Below are 17167 nucleotides of genomic sequence, written 5' to 3' on the forward strand. Positions count from 1 at the left end.
TGTTGTGCGAAGTGATGGTGACCGGCGCGGGGAGTTTTTTGACTCTGCACGCCTCCGCCCCGTTCGTAGGCGGTAGCCCGGGGGGTGGGGGGGGGGGCGGCGCGGGTGGGGCGCCGGGGTGGGGCGGGGGGGGTGGGGGGGGCGGGGGGGGGGGGGGGGGGGGGGGGGGTATAAGTGGACGCTGCGCCGTTATTGCACCCCGCTGCTCCCGCCAGCAGAGCCAGCGATAGCGCGGCGCCCCATAGTCCCGCCGCATATACATTCTGCTTTTTCATAATCATGCTCCTTATCGATAATCTTCCGCGAAGGCATACGCCCCCGCACTGGTATAAAAACAAGGCTCTCGTCGCTCGCGCGCTTGTTGCGCCCGTGTTCCGAGCCGTTCCGTTTGTGTTCCGAACTGTTGAATAGGACTGTTCCAAATGCCTTACGGAGGCTGGAAAACGCGCGGGGAGAGGGCGTTCCCCGCAAGGGGAACATTCGATTTTCTTGAGGAAACACGGCAGGCAGGCAAACTCGCGGCATAAAGGCAACGCATACGGGCACGCTTGAACCCGCCGCGTTTGTAGCGCCGGGTACGGCAGGGAGACAAAGACGCGCCGTCCGCGGCGCGAGCATTTGGCACAAGCGCGCTGGGCGAAACCGAGAGTGAATGCGCGGCGCACGGGGCGGAACACGTCGAAGCGCTATGCGGAGACTGTGTTATGAAGAATAAATGAAGCATCTGCGTCCCTCCGGCTCTGTCCTCGAAGCCTGAAGCTGCATTCGGCGCCCGCCAAAAGGGAACGCCTCTGTCGTTCGGCAGCCGCCGAACGCGTATACCAAAGTCTCCTGGCTTAAGGCTTGACCGTCTGCGCGAGCCTTCCCGGCACGAATGCCAGTGGCTGTTGTCCGCGCAGGCGGCAGACCGGCTTTTTGAAAGCGGTCAGCGCCTATCACAGTTACGGGATAGCGGAGGATTTGCGGCGAAAGCCGCGCGCCTCACTTCCTTTGAAGTATGGAAACAAATATATCGGATACGGGAAGGTTTGTCCAGTGGGGAGCGGACGGGGAGAGGGAATGCGGAGATTTCAAGTCCGCCTCTGCTTGGGCTTGAAACACGGGCAGGTTTGACGTCCCAACACGGGCGGGTTTCAAGGTCAAACATGAGCGGGTTTCAAAGCCTGACGCGGGCGGGTCGTCATAGGGAAAGCGGCAAGACCGCTTTTCCTATGTGACGAGAAAGGGAACAGGCTTTTGCCTGTTCCCTTTCTTTACCATTCGGCAAACCCCTCGGCAGAGGTTTATCCGTATTACGGCGTAAAGGCTTTACTTATAGGCAAGCCATAGAGACAAAAAGAGCAGGGCGAAAACCCTGCTCTTTTTGCGTCCGCGCCTGCCTGAGCCCTTCTGCTTCTATTTTCTTGCGAAAACCCTGCTCTTTTTGCGTCCGCGCCTGCCCCTATGCTTTGCCTGTTTTTACCTAATCCCGCCCTATGTGTCGAGTTCCTTCAAGGAACTCGGTAGCACGCCTTTGGCGTGCGGCAGTTTCCTCAAGAAACTCGAACGATACTCGTGCTCCGCCGACCGCAGCCTCTTTCAGCCGCGCTATGGCTATCTCTCCGGCGGCGGCTATATCCTCGGCGGTGAACGCGGCGGCAAAGTTGTCGTCAAACAGCATCTGCGCCGAAGCGGGGAACTCGTCGTCCGCGCCCCAGAGCAGCACGCTCATATACAGCCCGCTCATAAACTCGAACCGGTACGCCGCGTCTCCCGCCACGAGCGGCTCGGCGCAAATCGCCAGCGACTCCGCCGCGCGCTTCAGCCCGCCGGCGTCCGCCCCGAACGCGCGCGCAAGCCGCTCAATGCAGCGCCCCCGGAAGCTGGCGTAATACACCTGCCCCCACGGAATCTCCTGATAGGCAAGCTGCGCCCCCCTCGGCGCGATGTGCCGCCCCTCGCACAGGTACCGCGCGAGCAGTATCCGCTCATACGGGTTCCGAAGTCCCCGCCCGACGCCGTCCCGCACGTCGAAGCCGGGGAACGAGGCGCGGTATTCCGTCCCCATAAGCCGGAGCGAGAACGCGGAAGCCGCCCCGTCGAACGCCAGCGCGCAGCGGGACGCCGCCTCGCGCGGGTCGAGCGCCCGATACCGCGCCAGATAATGCGCCAGCGGCACGTCCGTCTGCTGGTTCTTTCGTTCAGGGGGAAGCACGGCGCTCAAACAGCGAGCCGTCGGTGTGCGGCAGGAAGCACGCGGCGACGAACTCTTCCATATAGCGGGGGTGGGACGACAGTTCGATATAGGTCATGCTCCGGCTGATTTCCGCGACCTTCGCGGCGGCGCCCCGCGAACAGAGCATAGCATATGCGCCGGACAGCGAGCTGTTGCCGATATACCGGTACCGTTCGAGCGGCAGGTTCGGGAACAGCCCTATGTCGATAGCGCGTTCCACGCTGATTCCGCTCCCGATTCCGCCCGCGAAATAGACGCGCGCTATCGCCTCCAGCGGCATATCGAGCATGGCGAGCATCGTCCGCACCGCCGAGAATATCGCGGCTTTGGCGCGGACAAAGTTGTCTATATCCGTCTCGCTCAGCACTATGGGGCTGCCGCTCTCCGTTTCCGCCTCAAACGCGGCGACATACCCCGCCCCGCCCCACTCGTCGCGCCGCACCCGCGTGCCGTCTCGGATGAAGCGCCCCTTCGCGTTGATGATTCCGCAGCGGAACAGCTCGCCGATAAGCGCGATGATGCCCGACCCGCAGATTCCGGCAGGCTTCTGCTTCACAATGCCGTCGGGAGCGCCGATGACCGTCAGCGTCGGTTCCATAGTGTCCGCGTCTATAATGCAGGCTTCGACCGCGCCGTTCGTCGCCCTCATGCCGCAGCGTATGTCGCCGCCTTCAAAGGCGGGTCCCGCGGAACAGGCGCAGGACATAAGGAACTCGGCGCTGCCGAGCACGAGTTCCGCGTTGGTGCCGAGGTCTATGAACAGGGAAAGGGAGTCGTCCCTGAAGAGCATAGAAGCGAACACGCCCGCCGTAATATCGCCGCCCACGTAGCTCCCGATAGCCGGCGCGATGACCGCCTCCGCGTCGGGGTGCGCGCCGATTCGCAGTTCCGCGCCGCGCACGCCGTCGGCGCAGAAGAACGCCGGCACATACGGCTCAAGCCGCAGGTGCTCCGCCGGAACGCCCAGAAACAGGTGCGTCATCGTGGTGTTCGCGGCGAGCGCGACGCGGTAAATCCGCTCCGGGGCGATTCCCGCCGTCCGGCACAGCCGCTTTACAAGCGGCACGATGCACTCGTCGGCAACCGCTTTCCGCAGCCGCTCGACGCCGCCCTTCCGCGTGCTTTCGATTATGCGGTTTATCACGTCCGCCCCGTAGCGAATCTGCCCGTTCCCGCCGGAAGCCGCCGCGACCGGCTCGCTTGTTTGCAGGTTGACCAGCAGCAGAGAGACCGTCGTCGTGCCAATATCTACGGCAAGCCCGTACAGCCCCGCGTCAGACGGCGAATCAGCGCCAAGAGGCGAATCCGCGCTGACGGGCAAAACGTCCAGCACCGTGACGCCGCCGTTTTCGCGGCGGAGGACGCAGGCGAGCGCGAAGCCGGATTCCCGCGCCGCGAGCGGGAGCTTGCGGAGCGCAGAGAGCGCAAGGCGCAGGGTGTTTTCGCTGGCGCCGGTTTCCGCCGCGAGGGCGCGCGCGAGGCGCTCGCGGTCGGCGGCGGGGTCGTCGAGCGAGGGAGGGGCGAGGTGCAGTGTCATAAGGCTCAAGCCGCTGTCGTCGGCAAAACCCATTCCCTTCAGGTTGTCCCGCAGTTCGGCAAAAACAGCCCGCTCGCGTTCACCCGAAAAATCCGTTATCCGTATGCGATTCTGCCACGCCAGCGACGAAGCGGGCACCTGCACCGCGACGTCGGAGCGGGGCCTTGTCGCGCAAGCGAGCCGCCAGCCGGCGGCGTATTCCGCTGCCGAAAGGTGCCGCGCGCCCGAATCCCCGCCTTCCGCCTCGCCGGAAAGCAGCTTCAGGCGGCATTTGCCGCAGGTTCCGTTGCCGGAACAGGGCGCGTCGATGACCACGCCGGCGTTCTGCGCCGCGTCGAACAGGGATTCGCCCGGGGCGGCAAAACCCTCTGCGTCCGCGCCGTTTTCCACCTTGAAGGTAACGCTGTATCCGCTTGTGCGCATAATGTTCCTAAATCAAGCGGGGAGTTCCAGCTTTTGGATAATGCCCGCCAGAGCCCGCTTGACCGCTGAGGACTCCGGCAGCGCGACGAGCGGCTTTCCCGCCGAATCGTATTCGTAGACCAGTTCGTCCTGCGGAATGACGCCCGCAAGCGTCAGCTTTTGCGCTGCAATCTCTTCGGAAATGCCGTCGCTGAGCGCGCCGCCCGGCGCGCGGTTCACGATAAGCCGCATAGCCTTCACCTTCAGGTCGAGCTGCCGAATCATCTCGGCAATGCGCCCGGCGGCTTGGATTCCGCGCCGCGAGCAGTCGCTCACCAGCAGTATCTGGTCGACCGGAGGCAGGATTCCCCGGCTGATATGCTCAAGCCCGGCTTCGTTGTCCACGATGAGGTATTTATAATTTTTATAGTATTTCTGTATCTGCTCGCGGAGCACGTCGTTGACATAGCAATAGCAGCCTTTTCCCTGCGTCCGCCCCATTGCGAGGAAGTCGTAGCTGTCTTCTTCCACCAGCGCGGAAGAAAACTTGAAGTCGGCGTATTCTTTCTTCGTCATGTTTTGGGGAATAGGGCTGTTCTCCGCAATGCCCGCGTGGGCGAGGTCTTCGCGTATGTCTCCGAGCGTGAGGGCGGACTTTATGCCGAGCACTTCGTTCAGGTTGGAATTGGCGTCGGCGTCCACCGCAAGGATTGGACCTTTTCCCGCTTTTGTCAGATAATCTATGAACAAGCCGCAGACGGTCGTCTTGCCTGTGCCGCCTTTTCCTGCCATTGCTATCGTATACGTCATCGCCGCCTCCGTGCGTCGGGCTTGCTAAAGCTGCGCGCGCATTGTAGTCTGGGCAAAAATCGCTGTCAAGCCGAGAATAAGCGGCTTGGGACGTTCGGCGCCGCGCGGCTTATGAACCAGCGCAGCCGCGCTGGCACAGAAACAGGGTATGCCGTGAAGACAAGACAAAACGCCGCGCCGTTTGCGTCGTCCGCCGACGTGTTCGCGTGGCTTGAGCGGTTTATCGTTCCCCCTCAGGGACAGGCGGCGCTGCGCCCCGAACGAATGCGCGCGCTCGCTGACGCCGCGGGCTGCCCGGAACGCAGCGCGCCGTCCGTTCACGTGGCGGGCACGAAAGGCAAGGGCTCGGTAACCGGAATGGCGTCGAGCATCCTGTCCGCGGCGGGATACAGGGCGGCGCGCTATGTGTCGCCCCACGTGACGGAATACCGCGAGCGAATCACCGTGGACGGCGCGTTCTTCAGCGAGGCGGTGTACGCCGCCGCAGGGAACGAACTCCGCGCCGCCGCCGAGGCGGTCTCCGCCCGCGCAAATCCCGCCCGCCGCCTTTTTCAGGGCGAGCCGCCCAGCTTCTTTGAGCTGCTGACGCTCTACTTTTTTCTCTGCGCGCGGGAAGGCGGCTGCAACGCGCTTGCGGTGGAGACCGGAATGGGCGGGCGGCTTGACCCGACGAATATCGTGGAGCCGCTCGCGGCGGCGATTACCGGAATCGAGCTGGAGCACACCGAGTTTCTCGGCGGCACTATCGCCGCAATCGCCGCCGAAAAAGCGGGCATAATCAAGGCGGGGAAGCCGGTCGTCATTGCGGAGCAGCCGGGCGACGCGCTGGCGGTATTCCGGGCTGCCGCCGCCGAAAAGGGCGCGCCGCTCTGCTATCTCCCCGACGCCGCAGCGGTCGAAAACCTGCGCCTCTCCCGCAACGGCACGGATTTTACCCTGCGCTACACGGACGGCTCCTCGTTCGGCAGGGCGAGCGCGCCGCCGCTCGCGCTTTTCATAACAATCCCCGGCGAGATACAGGCGCTGAACGCCGCGCTCGCCGTGCTCGCCGTGCGCAAAGCGTTTCCCGAGGTCGGCGATGAGGCTGTCCGGCGGGGGCTTGCGGCGTTCAGGATTCCGGCGCGCTTTGAGCGGGTCAGCGACGACCCTCCGGTCATAGTCGACGGGGCGCATACGGAAGCCAGCGCGGGCTGGTGCGCGCGGACATTTGCCGCGCTGTACGGCGAGGGCGGCATTCTGCTGTTCGGCTGCGCGGCGGGCAAAAACGCGGGCGCAATGGCGCGGACGCTGCTCGGGCATTTCTCGCGCATCGTCATTACCGCGCCCGGCTCCGGCACGGCGAGTCGGCCGGAGAGGGTGCGCGAGGCGTTCGAGCAGGCGCGGCGCGAGGCGGGCGGGCGCCCGCCGCAAATCGAGTTTGTGCCGGACACGGCGCCGGCGATTCGGCGCGCACTGGACGCGGGGCGCGCGGCGGGACTGCCTGTGCTGGGAACCGGCTCGTTCTATCTTGCGGCGGAAATCAGAAAACTCGGCAAAGAAGCATAAGCGTTCGGCAGTAGCCGAACGACAGAGTTTCTTGAGGAAACTCTGCATATAGGTCGGTGCAGGCAGCACCGGACACGTCGTTCGCAGACTCTTGCAGGTCGCCCGCAAAATTTTATGCGTGGCTTGTTCCCCTTTCGGGGAGTCCGCGAAAGATTACGGGGAAGCCGCGAAAAGCGCGGAAACAGCCCAAAAATATTGACAGAATGCGGAATATATTTTATGCTTTTATGCATATTAAACGCATTGCCGGAGGGAAAGAAAAATGACAAAGTTCAAAAAGGCAGCCACACGTATTGCCGCAATTATCGCCATTACAGGATTAGGAGCCGCTCTCTATTCCTGCAACAGTTCGACAAGTTCTCCAAGCGGGGATATAAGCAAAGAAGGAAATCATGGCAGGTTTTCGTATTATAACCATATTTGGCTAGGTAGTGTGGACTGGATAAAGGGAAAGAGGTAAAATGGGAAGCATGAAAGAAAATGAAGGCATTCACCGGCACGATATAAGCGACGAGGCGTGGGAACGGATAAAAGACCTGCTGCCCGGACAGGCAGGAAAACGCGGGGGAGTAGCGAAAGACAACCGTTTGTTTATCAACGCGGTAGCGTGGCAGACGCGCACGGGCGCTCCGTGGAGGGATATACCGCCGGAATTCGGGAACTGGAACAGCATGCATAAGCGGTTTTGCCGCTGGCGGGACAAGGGAATATGGAAAATGCTGGCGGACGCCGCAATAGGCGAGCCTGCCGGAGATATCTTTATGATAGATTCGACGTATATCAAGGCACACGCGGACGCATGCGGGGCACAAGGCGGCAGTCAGGACATTAGCCGCACAAAAGGGGGCTGAACAGCAAATTACACCTTGTGGTTGACGAGTACGGGATACCGGCAAGCGGCATTGTGACAAGCGGTACTGTCGCGGACTGCAGCCAAGCGCCTCTCCTTATGGAGGATTTGGAAGCGGAAGCGTTCCTTGCGGACAAGGCGTATGACACGAACGAGCTGCTCGATATGCTTAAAGAAGCGGATATAACAGCCGTCATCCCTCCGGTTAAAAGCCGGAAAGAGCAGAGAGCATACAGCCATGAACTGTATCGGGCACGGCACGTCATTGAAAACATCTTCCGTGTCCTCAAACGCCGGCGGGGAATCGCTGCGCACTGCGCAAAGCTCACCGCTTCCTTCATCGCCGCTATTCATGTCAGGTGTTTATTCCTCTACCTTCCAGCCCACGCTACCTAGAAGGACCGACAGGCAAGACAGAATTTGATCAAAATAGCTTTTGGGGAGCTGATGAATGGGAATATCTATTTTACGCTTTTAAAAAAAGTGAACAAAGTTTTAAATATGCTTTCGTTATGAGTAGCTATCAGAAAAAATTCGAACGTCATTTGCAATCAGTTGGCATACCTTATCAACATATAAGTGATTATATCTCCGTTGATGTAACGAAAATTATATCAATAGCAGGGGATGAGCGTTCAGTCATATTCGGAAATACTACGTATTGGAAATAAAACCGCTGCGGAAAGGAACAAAAAATGACAAAGAACGTTTTGATTGGCGCTATGGCAGTTGGTTTAGGCATTAGCCGAGTTACCCGCGCTCCGCGCGGGTAACTCGGCACAGAGGCAAGACACGCAAGAGCGGGACGCAGCCCCGCTCTTTTTTTATGCCCAAACGCGCGGTACAGAGGCTGAAACCGTTCCCCCCCCGAAGGTTTCGGGGCTTCCTCTGGAAGTTCCGGGGCGTTCCCCGAATGTTCCGGGACGCACGGATTTTGCCTACGCGCCGTTATAGGGGAAGCGGCAAATGGGCTTTGCCCGCTCTCTTTCCCGCCCGACCGTATGCCTTGGGTGTGCGACAAATGAGCGCTGCCTATAGTCAGGAATCTGCGCCGCCCTATATGTCTCACCTCTATGCCAAGCGAGTTTGCTTTGCAAACTCGGTAGCACGCCTTCGGCGTGCGACAAACTCTGTCATTCGGCTACAACTTTTATGTCGAGTTTCTTGAGGAAACTCGAACGATACCCGTGCGCAGCACGGCTACCGCCGAACGCTTACACCGTGCCCTCGACCGGGCAATAGGGCAAATCAAAACGCAACGTGTCGGGGTATTTTATGCCGGCGCCGGTGTTGAGCACTGCCGCGGTGTCCCCCGCCGCGACCCAGTTTTCGGCTCGCAGCTTCTTCAAGCCCGCAAACGCCGCCGCTCCTTCGGGGCAGACAAAAAGCCCTTCGGCGGAGGCGAGCTCGGACACCGCGCCGAGGATTTCCGCGTCGCTCACCGCGACGGCGCAGCCGCCGGTCCCGTACAGGGCTTGCAGCACCAGAAAATCGCCGATCGCCTTGGGCACGTTGATTCCGAACGCCACCGTCTTTGAATCGGGGAAAAACTCGCTCTCCGCCGCCCCGCGCCGAAACGCGCGCACTATGGGCGCGCAGCCCTCCGCCTGCACAGCCACAAGCCGCGGCAGCTTTCCCCCAATCCAGCCCAGTGCCTGCATTTCTTTGAGCGCCTTGTAAATCCCGATGATGCCGACCCCGCCGCCGGCAGGGTACGCGATTATGTCGGGAACGCGCCAGCCCAGTTGCTCGGCGATTTCATAGCCCATAGTCTTTTTGCCCTCTATGCGGTACGGCTCTTTCAGCGTGCTCGCGTCGTACCAGCCGTGCGCCGGAATCGAGCGGGACAGAATGCCGCCGCAGTCGCTGATAAGCCCTTTGACCATATGCACCGACGCGCCGCAGACGGCGCTTTCGTTCCGCGCGGCGAGCGTCGCGCCTTCCGGCATGACGAGGTGCGCCGCAATGCCCGCCCGCGCCCCGTATGCCGCCCACGCCGCTCCCGCGTTGCCGTTGGTCGGCATGGCAAAATGCCGCACGCCGAGTTCCTTTGCTTTCGACACGCCGACCGCCGCGCCCCGCGCCTTAAATGTGCCGGTGGGGATGACGCCTTCGTCTTTCAGATACAGCGCGCCGAATCCGTGCCGCAGCGCGAGCTTCGGCAGCTCGGTGAGCGGCGTATAGCCTTCGCCCAGCGACACGATATTCGCTTCGTCCAGCACCGGCAGCAGCTCGCGATACCGCCACAGCGTCGGCGGTCGGGTTTTGATGATTTCGGGCGTAACGCTTTTGGCGGCAGCCGCCAAATCGTATTCCGCCAGGAGCGGCGAACCGCAGCGGCACAGGTGCTGAACCTCGCGGCAGTCGTACCGGCTGCCGCACTTCGGGCAGATAAGCCCGCTGATAAAACTCCGCGTCCCGCTCAAAACTGCATTCCCCATTTTACCACCGTTTTTTGCTCGATAAACTTGAATACGATGCCCTCGATGAGTACCCCGATGATGATGACCGTCAGAAGACCGGCGAACACCAAATGTATGTCGAGCTGATTTTTCTTTTCGTAGATGAACCAGCCCAGCCCGCCGCTGCCGGAACTGACGCCGAACACCAGCTCCGCCGCGATAAGCGTCCGCCACGAAAACGCCCAGCCGACTTTGGCGCCGGTCAGAATGTGGGGGAACGCCGCGGGAATCAATATTTTGAACACGAACGGAAATCCGGAAAGCCCGTAGTTCCTGCCGACCATACGGAGCGTGCCGCTCACGCCCATAAAGCCGGAATGGATATTGAGCGCGACCGGCCATATCACCGAGTGAACAATCACGAACATGATGCTGGGGTTTCCCAGTCCGAACCAGAGCAGCGCCAGCGGCAGCAGCGCTATTGCCGGCAGCGGGTTGAACATTGCGGTAAGGATTTCCAGAAAATCGGTGCCTATCCGCGTCGTAACGGCAAAGACGGTGAGCAGCCCTGCCAGCAGCACGCCGATAAGGTAGGCGAAAAAGATGACGCGGAGCGAGACGGCGGTGCGGGCGGGCAACTCGCCGCTTCGCACCGCTTCGGCAAACCCGCGCAGGGTATCGGTCAGCGTGGGGAACATGAGCTTGTTGCCGAGCGCTGTCGCGTATCCCTGCCACGCGAGCGCAAGCAGCAGGAGCAACGCGCCCTTCCTGAACGCGGAACACTGGTACAGTTTTTCCCACGGTGAAAGCCGCCGCACGCTGATTTCGCCTTCGGCGGCAGGGTCTTGTTTCAGCGTATGTTCCATAGAGCGCTCCGTTTGCCCCTCAGATGACGGGGTTCAGTTTGTCCTTAAAGAGGGTGCGGGAGATTTTTTCTTTCAGCGCGGCGTATTCGGGGCGCGTGCGCGAGTCGGCGCCCGGCCAGTCGACGCTGATTTCGTCGACGACGCGGCCGGGGTGCGGCGAGAGCAGCACGATGCGGGAGCCGAGCATCAAAGCCTCGTCTATGGAATGCGTTACGAAAATGAGCGTAAACTTCGTGTCCGCCCACAGCGCAAGCAGGTCTTCCTGCATTTGCTGCCGCGTGAGCGCGTCCAGCGACGCGAAGGGCTCGTCCATTAAGATGATTTTTGACTTCAGCGCAAGGCAGCGCGCAATTGCGACCCGCTGTTTCATGCCGCCGGAAAGCGCGTGAGGGTAGCTGTCCGCAAACTGCGCGAGGTTCACCTTCCGCAAAAGCCCGCGCGCTTCTTCCGCGGCTTCTTTCGCGCCGGTTTTCCGCGTTTCCCGAATGGCGAACACGATATTTCCCAGCGCGGTTTTCCACGGCAGCAGCTGGTCAAACTCCTGAAACACAAAAGCCCGGTCCGCGCCCGGTTTTTTCACCTGCACGCCGCTCAGCGATATGGAGCCGCCCGCAGGTTTTATGAACCCGCCGATAGCCTTGAGAATCGTCGATTTGCCGCAGCCCGACGGTCCCAGCAGGATGAGCCGGTCGGCTCGCTCCACCTGAAACGACACCTCGCGCGTCGCGGTAACCAAATGCCGCTCGGTCTTGTATTGCAGGGTCAAATCCCGCACCGACAGAAACGGCGCTTCCGGCGCCGAAGGAAGCATTACTGCGCAAGCACCGTGTCGAAGAACAGCTCGTTTTGCGCCGGCTTCCTTGAAATCGCCCCCGTCTCGTACAGAAAGTCGCTGAACGCCGTTACGTTGAGCGGCTTCGTGCTGAAAGTTATGTCGGGGTCGCTGATAATCTGCACGAGCAGGTCGACCGATTCTTTCGACTTCGCAACGTGCAGATACAACTGCGCCGCTTCCCGCCTGTGTCCCGCGATCCACTCGTCCGCCTCGTTCAGCGATTCGAGGAGCACCGCCGCGAGGCGCGGGTTGTCGCGGTACCACTTGTCGGTGGTGGAGAGCAGATTTGTCGTGTGCGCGCCTCCGAGCACGTCGTATGAGCGCAGCACTTGGTGGATATTTTTGTTCTGCAGTTCCGTCGCGCTGAACGGCTCGTTGGTAAAGTGCGCGGTGATTTCGGACTGCCCCGACGTGAGCGCGACGAGCGCGTCCGGGTGCGGCAGCGCGACGGTCAGGCGGTCAAGCCGGTCATAGCGGTCTTTGCCGAACTCCTTCGCCGCCGCGATTTGCAGCGTCAGCGCCTGAATGGAGATTTTTATGGACGGGAGGGCGATTTTATCCTTCTCGGTGAAGTCTCTGAGCCGCCTGACGTTCGGGTTGCTGGAGTTGAGCAGCAGCGGGGAGCGGTCGAGCGTGCCGAGCGATTTGACGCCGCCGCCGGTCTTGTCCCATAAGCGCACGAACGGCGCGACGCCGCCCGCGATAATATCGACGCTGCCGGAGAGCAGGGCGTCATTCGCGGTGGCGCCGCCGCCGAACGTGACCCATTTGACCGCAATATCGCCCAGACCGGCTTTTTTCGCGTTCTTTTCGAGCAGCTTGTGCCCTTCCAGCACCACAAGCGGCAGGTAATTCACCCCGTACTGCTTGCTGATTCGGAGCTGGGTTTGCTTGCCGCCGCCGGACGGGTTCTTTTTCCCCGCGGCGCCCGCCGTGCCTGCCGCCAGCGCGCACAGCGCGATTCCCGCGAGCAGTTTTCTGACGCATTCTTTGTTCATAGACGCACTCCTTGCATTCTCCGGGCGATATGCCCGTGTGTATGTTCTAAAATGCTATTGTTTTACTAGGATTCATACACCGCGTCAAGCCGTTTACGCGGGATAGCGGGCAACCTCGCGGCGCATAGGCGGAAGCCGCTTTTTCCAACGGGACGGCACTGTTGCCCGCGCCGCGTTCGGGCATAAAAAAAGAGCGGGGGTTCGCCCCGCTCTTTCGCGTCCTCCCTCGCTAATGCTACTAAGACAAATTTATTGTCATCAGCCCTCGTCATCGTATGCAAACCACTCTATGGTGCTGGCATCTATGAGATAAGCTTCGTTTTTTTCAACTGTTTTTACGGAATAGCCACGGGCTGATACAGAGTTCATTTCCGCAATACCATTTAGCCACGAGAATACAATACCCAATTCTGGAATATTCTTGTTTCTATGAGCTGCGGAAACACCTTTTCGACTGTGGCGTTTTATCTCTCCTGATTCCCAGTTAAAATCTTTGTCAGCTTGTGCAAATTTAAAATCAACTGTTCCTTTGATTTTTGTCTCTGTTCCGTTTCTTCTTAAATATGCAGCGCCAGTTGGCTCGCCTCTCCAAGTATAACCATTCATTTCATGCAATCCAGTTCCGTATATCAAACTTGTATCAAAACTAACCCAATAATACCCTGAATGGTATTTATCAGAGTTTGTTTCAATGTTTGCACCGGCTGCTTTTAGACGTTTTATCCAGCTTTTAATATCGTCTCGCCACCATTCGTAAATAGTAGTAACACCACCATACTCTGATGAATAACCGTCGCAATCTCCGCTAGCTGTTGCGCCATTCTTAAAATAGAATGTATAATCGCCGTCGCCAAAACGAGCGGCTGCGGCTTTTCTTTCTGGTCCTGCAGCAGTTCCGGCGCCGCTTTCGTTTGGTTCATTGGCGAAGCCGTCACACCCTAAAATGCTGGCGCCAGCGATTGCTGTAACGGCGATAATTGAAGCAATACTTGCGGCTGCCTTTTTGAACTTGGTCATTTTTCTTTCCCTCCGCTAATGCGTTTACTATGCGTAACAGTATACAACACGCTCCGCACCCTGTCAATATTTTTTTTAATAAAAACGCGGCGTCAAACGACCCGCTCATACAACTTTATGAGTCGCTCATAAAAACCTCCGGGTCACTCATACGATTTTATGAGCGACTCATAAAAACCTCTGAGTCATTCATACGATTTTATGAGCGACTCATAAAAACCTCTGAGTCACTCATACGATTTTATGAGCGGCGCATAAAAACCTCTGAGTCACTCATAAAATTTTATGAGTGACGCATAAAATCCTATGAGCGGCTCAAAAACGCCGCCAAAGGTCGCGTCCGGTCTTGCCTGTACGCCGTATATTTCTATGTAATACAGGGATTTGACCACTATGCCTTGCCGCTGTGCAGAGTTTTTTCAGAAAACTCTGTCGTTCGGCTACTGCCGAACGCCTATGCCTTGCCTGTACGCCGTCATAGGGGAAGCGGTTTTGCCGCTTCCCCTATGAGACGAGAAAGGGAACGGGCAAAGCCCGTTCCCTTTCTCTCCATTTCGGCAGCCCCGGTCGGCGCTTACCGGTACGCTATGTCTATATGTCAAGTTTCTTCAAGAAACTTGAACGTTGCCCAAAAGGGCAACGCCGCTTCCCCTATGAGACGAGAAAGGGAACGTGCAAAGCCCGTTCCCTTTCTCTCCATTTCGGCAGCCCCGGTCGGCGCTTACCGGTACGCTATGTCTATATGTCAAGTTTCTTCAAGAAACTTGAACGTTGCCCAAAAGGGCAACGCCGCTTCCCCTATGAGACGAGAAAGGGAACGTGCAAAGCCCGCTCCCTTTCTCTCCATTTCGGCAGCCCCAGTCGGCGCGTGCCTTTGCGCTATGCCTATCTGCCGTTCGCCTGCCCGCCCTATGTGCCGGACGCCCGCGGGTTTGCTTTGCAAACTCGGCAGTGCGCCTTTACCCATACTGCCGAGTTCCCTCAAGGAACTCGGTCGCACGCCGGCGGCGCGCAGTAGCGCGCCTTTACCCATACTGCCGAGTTCCCTCAAGGAACTCGGTCGCAAGCCTTCGGCGCGCGGTAGCGCGCCGAAGGCTTGCGCGCTATACTGCCGCAATGAAACCTTTTGCGTTTGCCAAGCCCTCGGACTTTGTCCCCCGCGCGTTTGAGCTGTTCTCGAAGCAGGCGGAACCCCGCTACAGCCTGCCGTCGTTCGGAAAAGACTGCCTCGCGGGCGTCATCGTCGGCGTCGTCGCGCTGCCGCTCGCTATGGCGTTCAGCATTTCGGCGGGCTGCACCCCCGCGCAGGGTCTGTATACGGCTATCGTCGCGGGCTTCTGCATAAGCCTGCTCGGCGGCAGCCGCTATCAAATCGGCGGCCCGACCGGCGCGTTCGTCGTCATAATCTTCGGTATCGTTGAAAAGCACGGACTCGAAGGGCTTGTCGCCGCCACGGTGCTTGCGGGGCTTATGCTCGTCGCAATGGGTCTGACCGGAATCGGGCGCTTTATCAAATACATTCCGTACCCCGTAACGACCGGATTCACCGCCGGAATCGGCGTGCTGATATTCTCCCAGCAGGTGAAGGACTTTTTCGGCTTCCATATAACGGACGGCTCGCCGGAATTTCTGGAGGAGTGGGCGGGCTATCTGTCGCACCTGACGACGCTCGACCCCGCGACGCTCGCCGTGGGCGCGGGCACGCTGGCGCTCATCGTCGCGGTCAGGCGCTTCTTTCCGCGCGTGCCGGGCGCCGTCGTCGGCGTGCTCGCGGCGACCCTGCTCTGCAAGGCGCTCGCGCTGCCGGTTGAGACGATAGGCACCCGCTTCGGCGGAATCCCGCAGAAACTCCCGCTGCTTACGGCTCCGGCGTTCGGCTGGCAGACGGCGCGGGCGGTGCTGCCCGACGCGTTCGCCGTCGCCCTGCTCGCCGCGATAGAGTCGCTTTTGTCGGCGGTCGTCGCGGACGGCATGACCGGCGACCGGCACAACGCGAATATGGAACTGGTGGCGCAAGGAATCGGCAACATAGCCTCCGCAGCCTTCGGGGGAATCCCCGCGACCGGCGCGATAGCCCGCACCGCGACGAACATAAAATCCGGCGCGCTCAGCCCCGTCGCGGGAATCGTCCACGCGCTCACGCTCGTGCTGTTCATTCTGTTCCTCGCGCCCGCCGCGTCCGCAATCCCGCTGTCGAGCCTCGCCGCCGTGCTCATCGTCGTCTCGTGGGATATGAGCAACCTGCCGCGCTTCGCCCGCATTCTCCGCCGCGCCCCCAAAAGCGACGCGGGCGTGCTGCTCGCCACCTGCGTTTTGACGGTCGCCGTCGACCTGACCTTCGCGGTGGAAATCGGCATGGCGCTCGCCGTCGCGCTGTTTCTGCGCCGCATGATAGCGTGCGCGGGAATCAAGGCGGAAAACGACGACCTTATCGCCGAGCTGGCGTTCGGGGAAATTGAAGCGGGAACCGCCCGCGAAATCGTCGCGCTGCACCGCAGCGATATAGAGGTGTACGAGATTACTGGTCCGTTCTTCTTCGGCGTCGCCGACATGCTCCAGCAGACGCTCCGCAGCGTGGCGCCGCGCCCGCACACGCTGATTCTGCGCATGAGGGACGTGCCCGCCGTCGATTCGACCGGCATTGCGGCGCTCGAATCGTTCCTCGCGCAGTGCCGCAAGCGGAAGATACGGGTCGTCCTGTGCGAAATCCGCGAGCAGCCGCGGAAGGCGCTCGAAAAAGCCGGATTCCTCGCGGCGGTCGGCGCGGACAGCCTTGTCGCGGAACTCGGCGACGCGCTGGAACTGGCGGAAAGGCGGACGGCGGAGGGAGGCACATGAGTTTCGCCGCTCTGTTTTGCCCGTCTGCCGCGGGCATAAAAAAGAGCGGGGCGTGTGCCCCGCTCTTTCGCGTCCTTCCTCGCTAATGCTACTAAGACAAATTTATTGTCATTAGCCTTCGTCATCGTATGCAAACCACTCTATGGTGCTGGCATCTATGATATAAGCTTCGCCTTTTGAAACTTCTTCTATGGAATAACCACGGGCTGATACAGAGTTCATGACCTTCTCTTGTCCCCACGTAAATACAACACCTAATTCTGGAATGTCCTTGTTACTATGAGCTACAGAAAGGCTTCGCCGATTGTGGTTTTTTATCTCTCCTGATTCCCAGTTAAAATCTTTGCTGGTTTGTGCAAATCTAAAATCAACTGTATTTTTGATTTTTGTCTCTGTTCCGTTTCTTCTTAAATATGCAGCGCCAGTTGGCTCATTTCCCCAAACACTGCGCATTTCATGCAGTCCCGTTCCGTATATCAGATTTGTAGGAAAACTAACCCAATAATAACCATGTTGGTATTTATTAGAGTTTGTTTCAATGTTTGCGCCGGCTGCTTTTAGACGTTTTATCCAGTTTTTAATATCGCTTTTCCACCACTCATAGATTGTCGTCTTTCCGCCATACTCTGACGAATAGCCGTCGCAATCTCCGCTAGCTGTTGCGCCATTCTTGAAGTAGAATATGTAATCGCCATCATTAAAACGGGCTGCCGCCGCCTTTCTCTCTAGGTAGCGTGGACTGGAAGGTAGAGAAACAAACACCTGACATGAATGGCGGCGATGAAGGAAGCGGTGAGCTTTGCATAGCGCGTAGCAATTCCCCGCCAGCGCTTGAGGGCACGGAAGACGGTT

16 protein-coding genes, 1 pseudogene and 1 riboswitch are annotated in these 17167 nt (G+C 59.5%); of the genes and pseudogenes, 5 read left to right on the top strand and 12 right to left on the bottom strand.

All coding sequences use genetic code 11. The annotated features are described in order from the left end of the window. Nucleotides 1–824: 824 nt before the first annotated feature. Nucleotides 825–991: riboswitch (cobalamin riboswitch) on the bottom strand. Nucleotides 992–1462: 471 nt separating this feature from the next. Genes AWU74_RS00915 through AWU74_RS00925 form a run of 3 tightly spaced genes read right to left on the bottom strand, consistent with a single transcriptional unit; the run spans nucleotide 1463 to nucleotide 4964 of the window. After that, on the bottom strand, nucleotides 1463–2194 hold the full coding sequence (locus tag AWU74_RS00915) for a DUF3786 domain-containing protein (RefSeq protein WP_238580110.1): 732 nt from the start codon (nucleotides 2192–2194) through the stop codon (nucleotides 1463–1465). Then, nucleotides 2181–4175 carry a corrinoid activation/regeneration protein AcsV gene (acsV, locus tag AWU74_RS00920; protein WP_062326722.1) on the bottom strand — a complete coding sequence of 665 codons (1995 nt, stop codon included), beginning with the start codon at nucleotides 4173–4175 and terminating at the stop codon, nucleotides 2181–2183. Before acsV ends, AWU74_RS00915 begins: the two co-directional genes overlap by 14 nt. 12 nt (nucleotides 4176–4187) lie before the next feature. Then, nucleotides 4188–4964: an ATP-binding protein gene (locus AWU74_RS00925; protein WP_062326724.1), complete on the bottom strand. Its 777-nt coding sequence runs from the start codon at nucleotides 4962–4964 to the stop codon at nucleotides 4188–4190. A gap of 153 nt (nucleotides 4965–5117) precedes the next feature. Between AWU74_RS00925 and AWU74_RS00930 the strand changes: the two genes are divergently transcribed. The 3 genes from AWU74_RS00930 (at nucleotide 5118) to AWU74_RS00940 (ending at nucleotide 7755) form a co-directional block, all read left to right on the top strand. Further along, nucleotides 5118–6509, top strand: coding sequence for a bifunctional folylpolyglutamate synthase/dihydrofolate synthase (locus tag AWU74_RS00930; protein ID WP_238580108.1), 1392 nt, complete (start codon nucleotides 5118–5120; stop codon nucleotides 6507–6509). 262 nt (nucleotides 6510–6771) lie between these two features. Then, nucleotides 6772–6969, top strand: coding sequence for a hypothetical protein (locus AWU74_RS09765; RefSeq protein ID WP_162504612.1), 198 nt, complete (start codon nucleotides 6772–6774; stop codon nucleotides 6967–6969). A gap of 10 nt (nucleotides 6970–6979) precedes the next feature. Beyond that, nucleotides 6980–7755, top strand: a protein-coding gene (locus AWU74_RS00940) for an IS5 family transposase (RefSeq protein ID WP_438816348.1) whose coding sequence is annotated in 2 segments (ribosomal slippage) — nucleotides 6980–7358 and nucleotides 7358–7755 — 777 coding nt in all. Because the reading frame shifts where the segments join, the coding sequence is not laid out codon by codon here. 818 nt (nucleotides 7756–8573) lie between these two features. Here the strand turns inward: AWU74_RS00940 and AWU74_RS00945 are convergent. From AWU74_RS00945 to AWU74_RS00965, 5 genes are all read right to left on the bottom strand, one after another. Beyond that, entirely contained in the window at nucleotides 8574–9785 is a 1212-nt protein-coding gene (locus AWU74_RS00945; RefSeq protein WP_238580109.1) for a threonine synthase, read from the bottom strand. Beyond that, a complete protein-coding gene (locus AWU74_RS00950) occupies nucleotides 9782–10627 on the bottom strand; it encodes an ABC transporter permease (RefSeq protein ID WP_062326728.1) in 846 nt (281 codons plus the stop codon). The genes AWU74_RS00945 and AWU74_RS00950 overlap by 4 nt, the downstream gene beginning before the upstream one ends. Nucleotides 10628–10646: 19 nt before the next feature. Beyond that, nucleotides 10647–11438 (bottom strand): ABC transporter ATP-binding protein, encoded by a 792-nt coding sequence (locus AWU74_RS00955; RefSeq protein ID WP_062326730.1) that lies wholly within the window; start codon nucleotides 11436–11438, stop codon nucleotides 10647–10649. After that, entirely contained in the window at nucleotides 11438–12460 is a 1023-nt protein-coding gene (locus AWU74_RS00960; protein ID WP_062326731.1) for an ABC transporter substrate-binding protein, read from the bottom strand. The genes AWU74_RS00955 and AWU74_RS00960 overlap by 1 nt, the downstream gene beginning before the upstream one ends. Nucleotides 12461–12718: 258 nt before the next feature. Next, entirely contained in the window at nucleotides 12719–13477 is a 759-nt protein-coding gene (locus AWU74_RS00965) for a hypothetical protein (RefSeq protein WP_062326734.1), read from the bottom strand. Between the two features lie 29 nt (nucleotides 13478–13506). Between AWU74_RS00965 and AWU74_RS09775 the strand changes: the two genes are divergently transcribed. Next, a complete protein-coding gene (locus AWU74_RS09775) occupies nucleotides 13507–13770 on the top strand; it encodes a hypothetical protein (protein ID WP_162504615.1) in 264 nt (87 codons plus the stop codon). Here AWU74_RS09775 and AWU74_RS13100 read toward each other — a convergent pair. Beyond that, nucleotides 13747–13869, bottom strand: a complete 123-nt coding sequence (locus AWU74_RS13100) for a hypothetical protein (protein ID WP_306700884.1) — start codon at nucleotides 13867–13869, stop codon at nucleotides 13747–13749. The genes AWU74_RS09775 and AWU74_RS13100 overlap by 24 nt on opposite strands. Before the next feature lie 48 nt (nucleotides 13870–13917). Beyond that, the gene (locus AWU74_RS11340) at nucleotides 13918–14079 is read right to left on the bottom strand and encodes a hypothetical protein (protein ID WP_187150769.1); all 162 of its coding nucleotides are present in this window, start codon (nucleotides 14077–14079) and stop codon (nucleotides 13918–13920) included. 514 nt (nucleotides 14080–14593) lie between these two features. On the opposite strand from AWU74_RS11340, the gene AWU74_RS00975 reads away from it, so the two are divergent. Then, complete coding sequence (locus AWU74_RS00975; protein ID WP_062326737.1) at nucleotides 14594–16315, top strand: SulP family inorganic anion transporter; 1722 nt, start codon at nucleotides 14594–14596, stop codon at nucleotides 16313–16315. A gap of 111 nt (nucleotides 16316–16426) precedes the next feature. Here AWU74_RS00975 and AWU74_RS00980 read toward each other — a convergent pair whose 3' ends face one another. Together AWU74_RS00980 and AWU74_RS09780 are read right to left on the bottom strand one after the other, a co-directional pair. Next, the gene (locus AWU74_RS00980) at nucleotides 16427–17077 is read right to left on the bottom strand and encodes a hypothetical protein (protein ID WP_062326739.1); all 651 of its coding nucleotides are present in this window, start codon (nucleotides 17075–17077) and stop codon (nucleotides 16427–16429) included. Beyond that, nucleotides 17041–17167, bottom strand: a pseudogene (locus tag AWU74_RS09780) (IS5/IS1182 family transposase); the annotation flags it as partial. The gene AWU74_RS00980 and the pseudogene AWU74_RS09780, both read right to left, overlap by 37 nt.

The sequence above is a fragment of the Treponema endosymbiont of Eucomonympha sp. genome, from assembly GCF_001028545.1.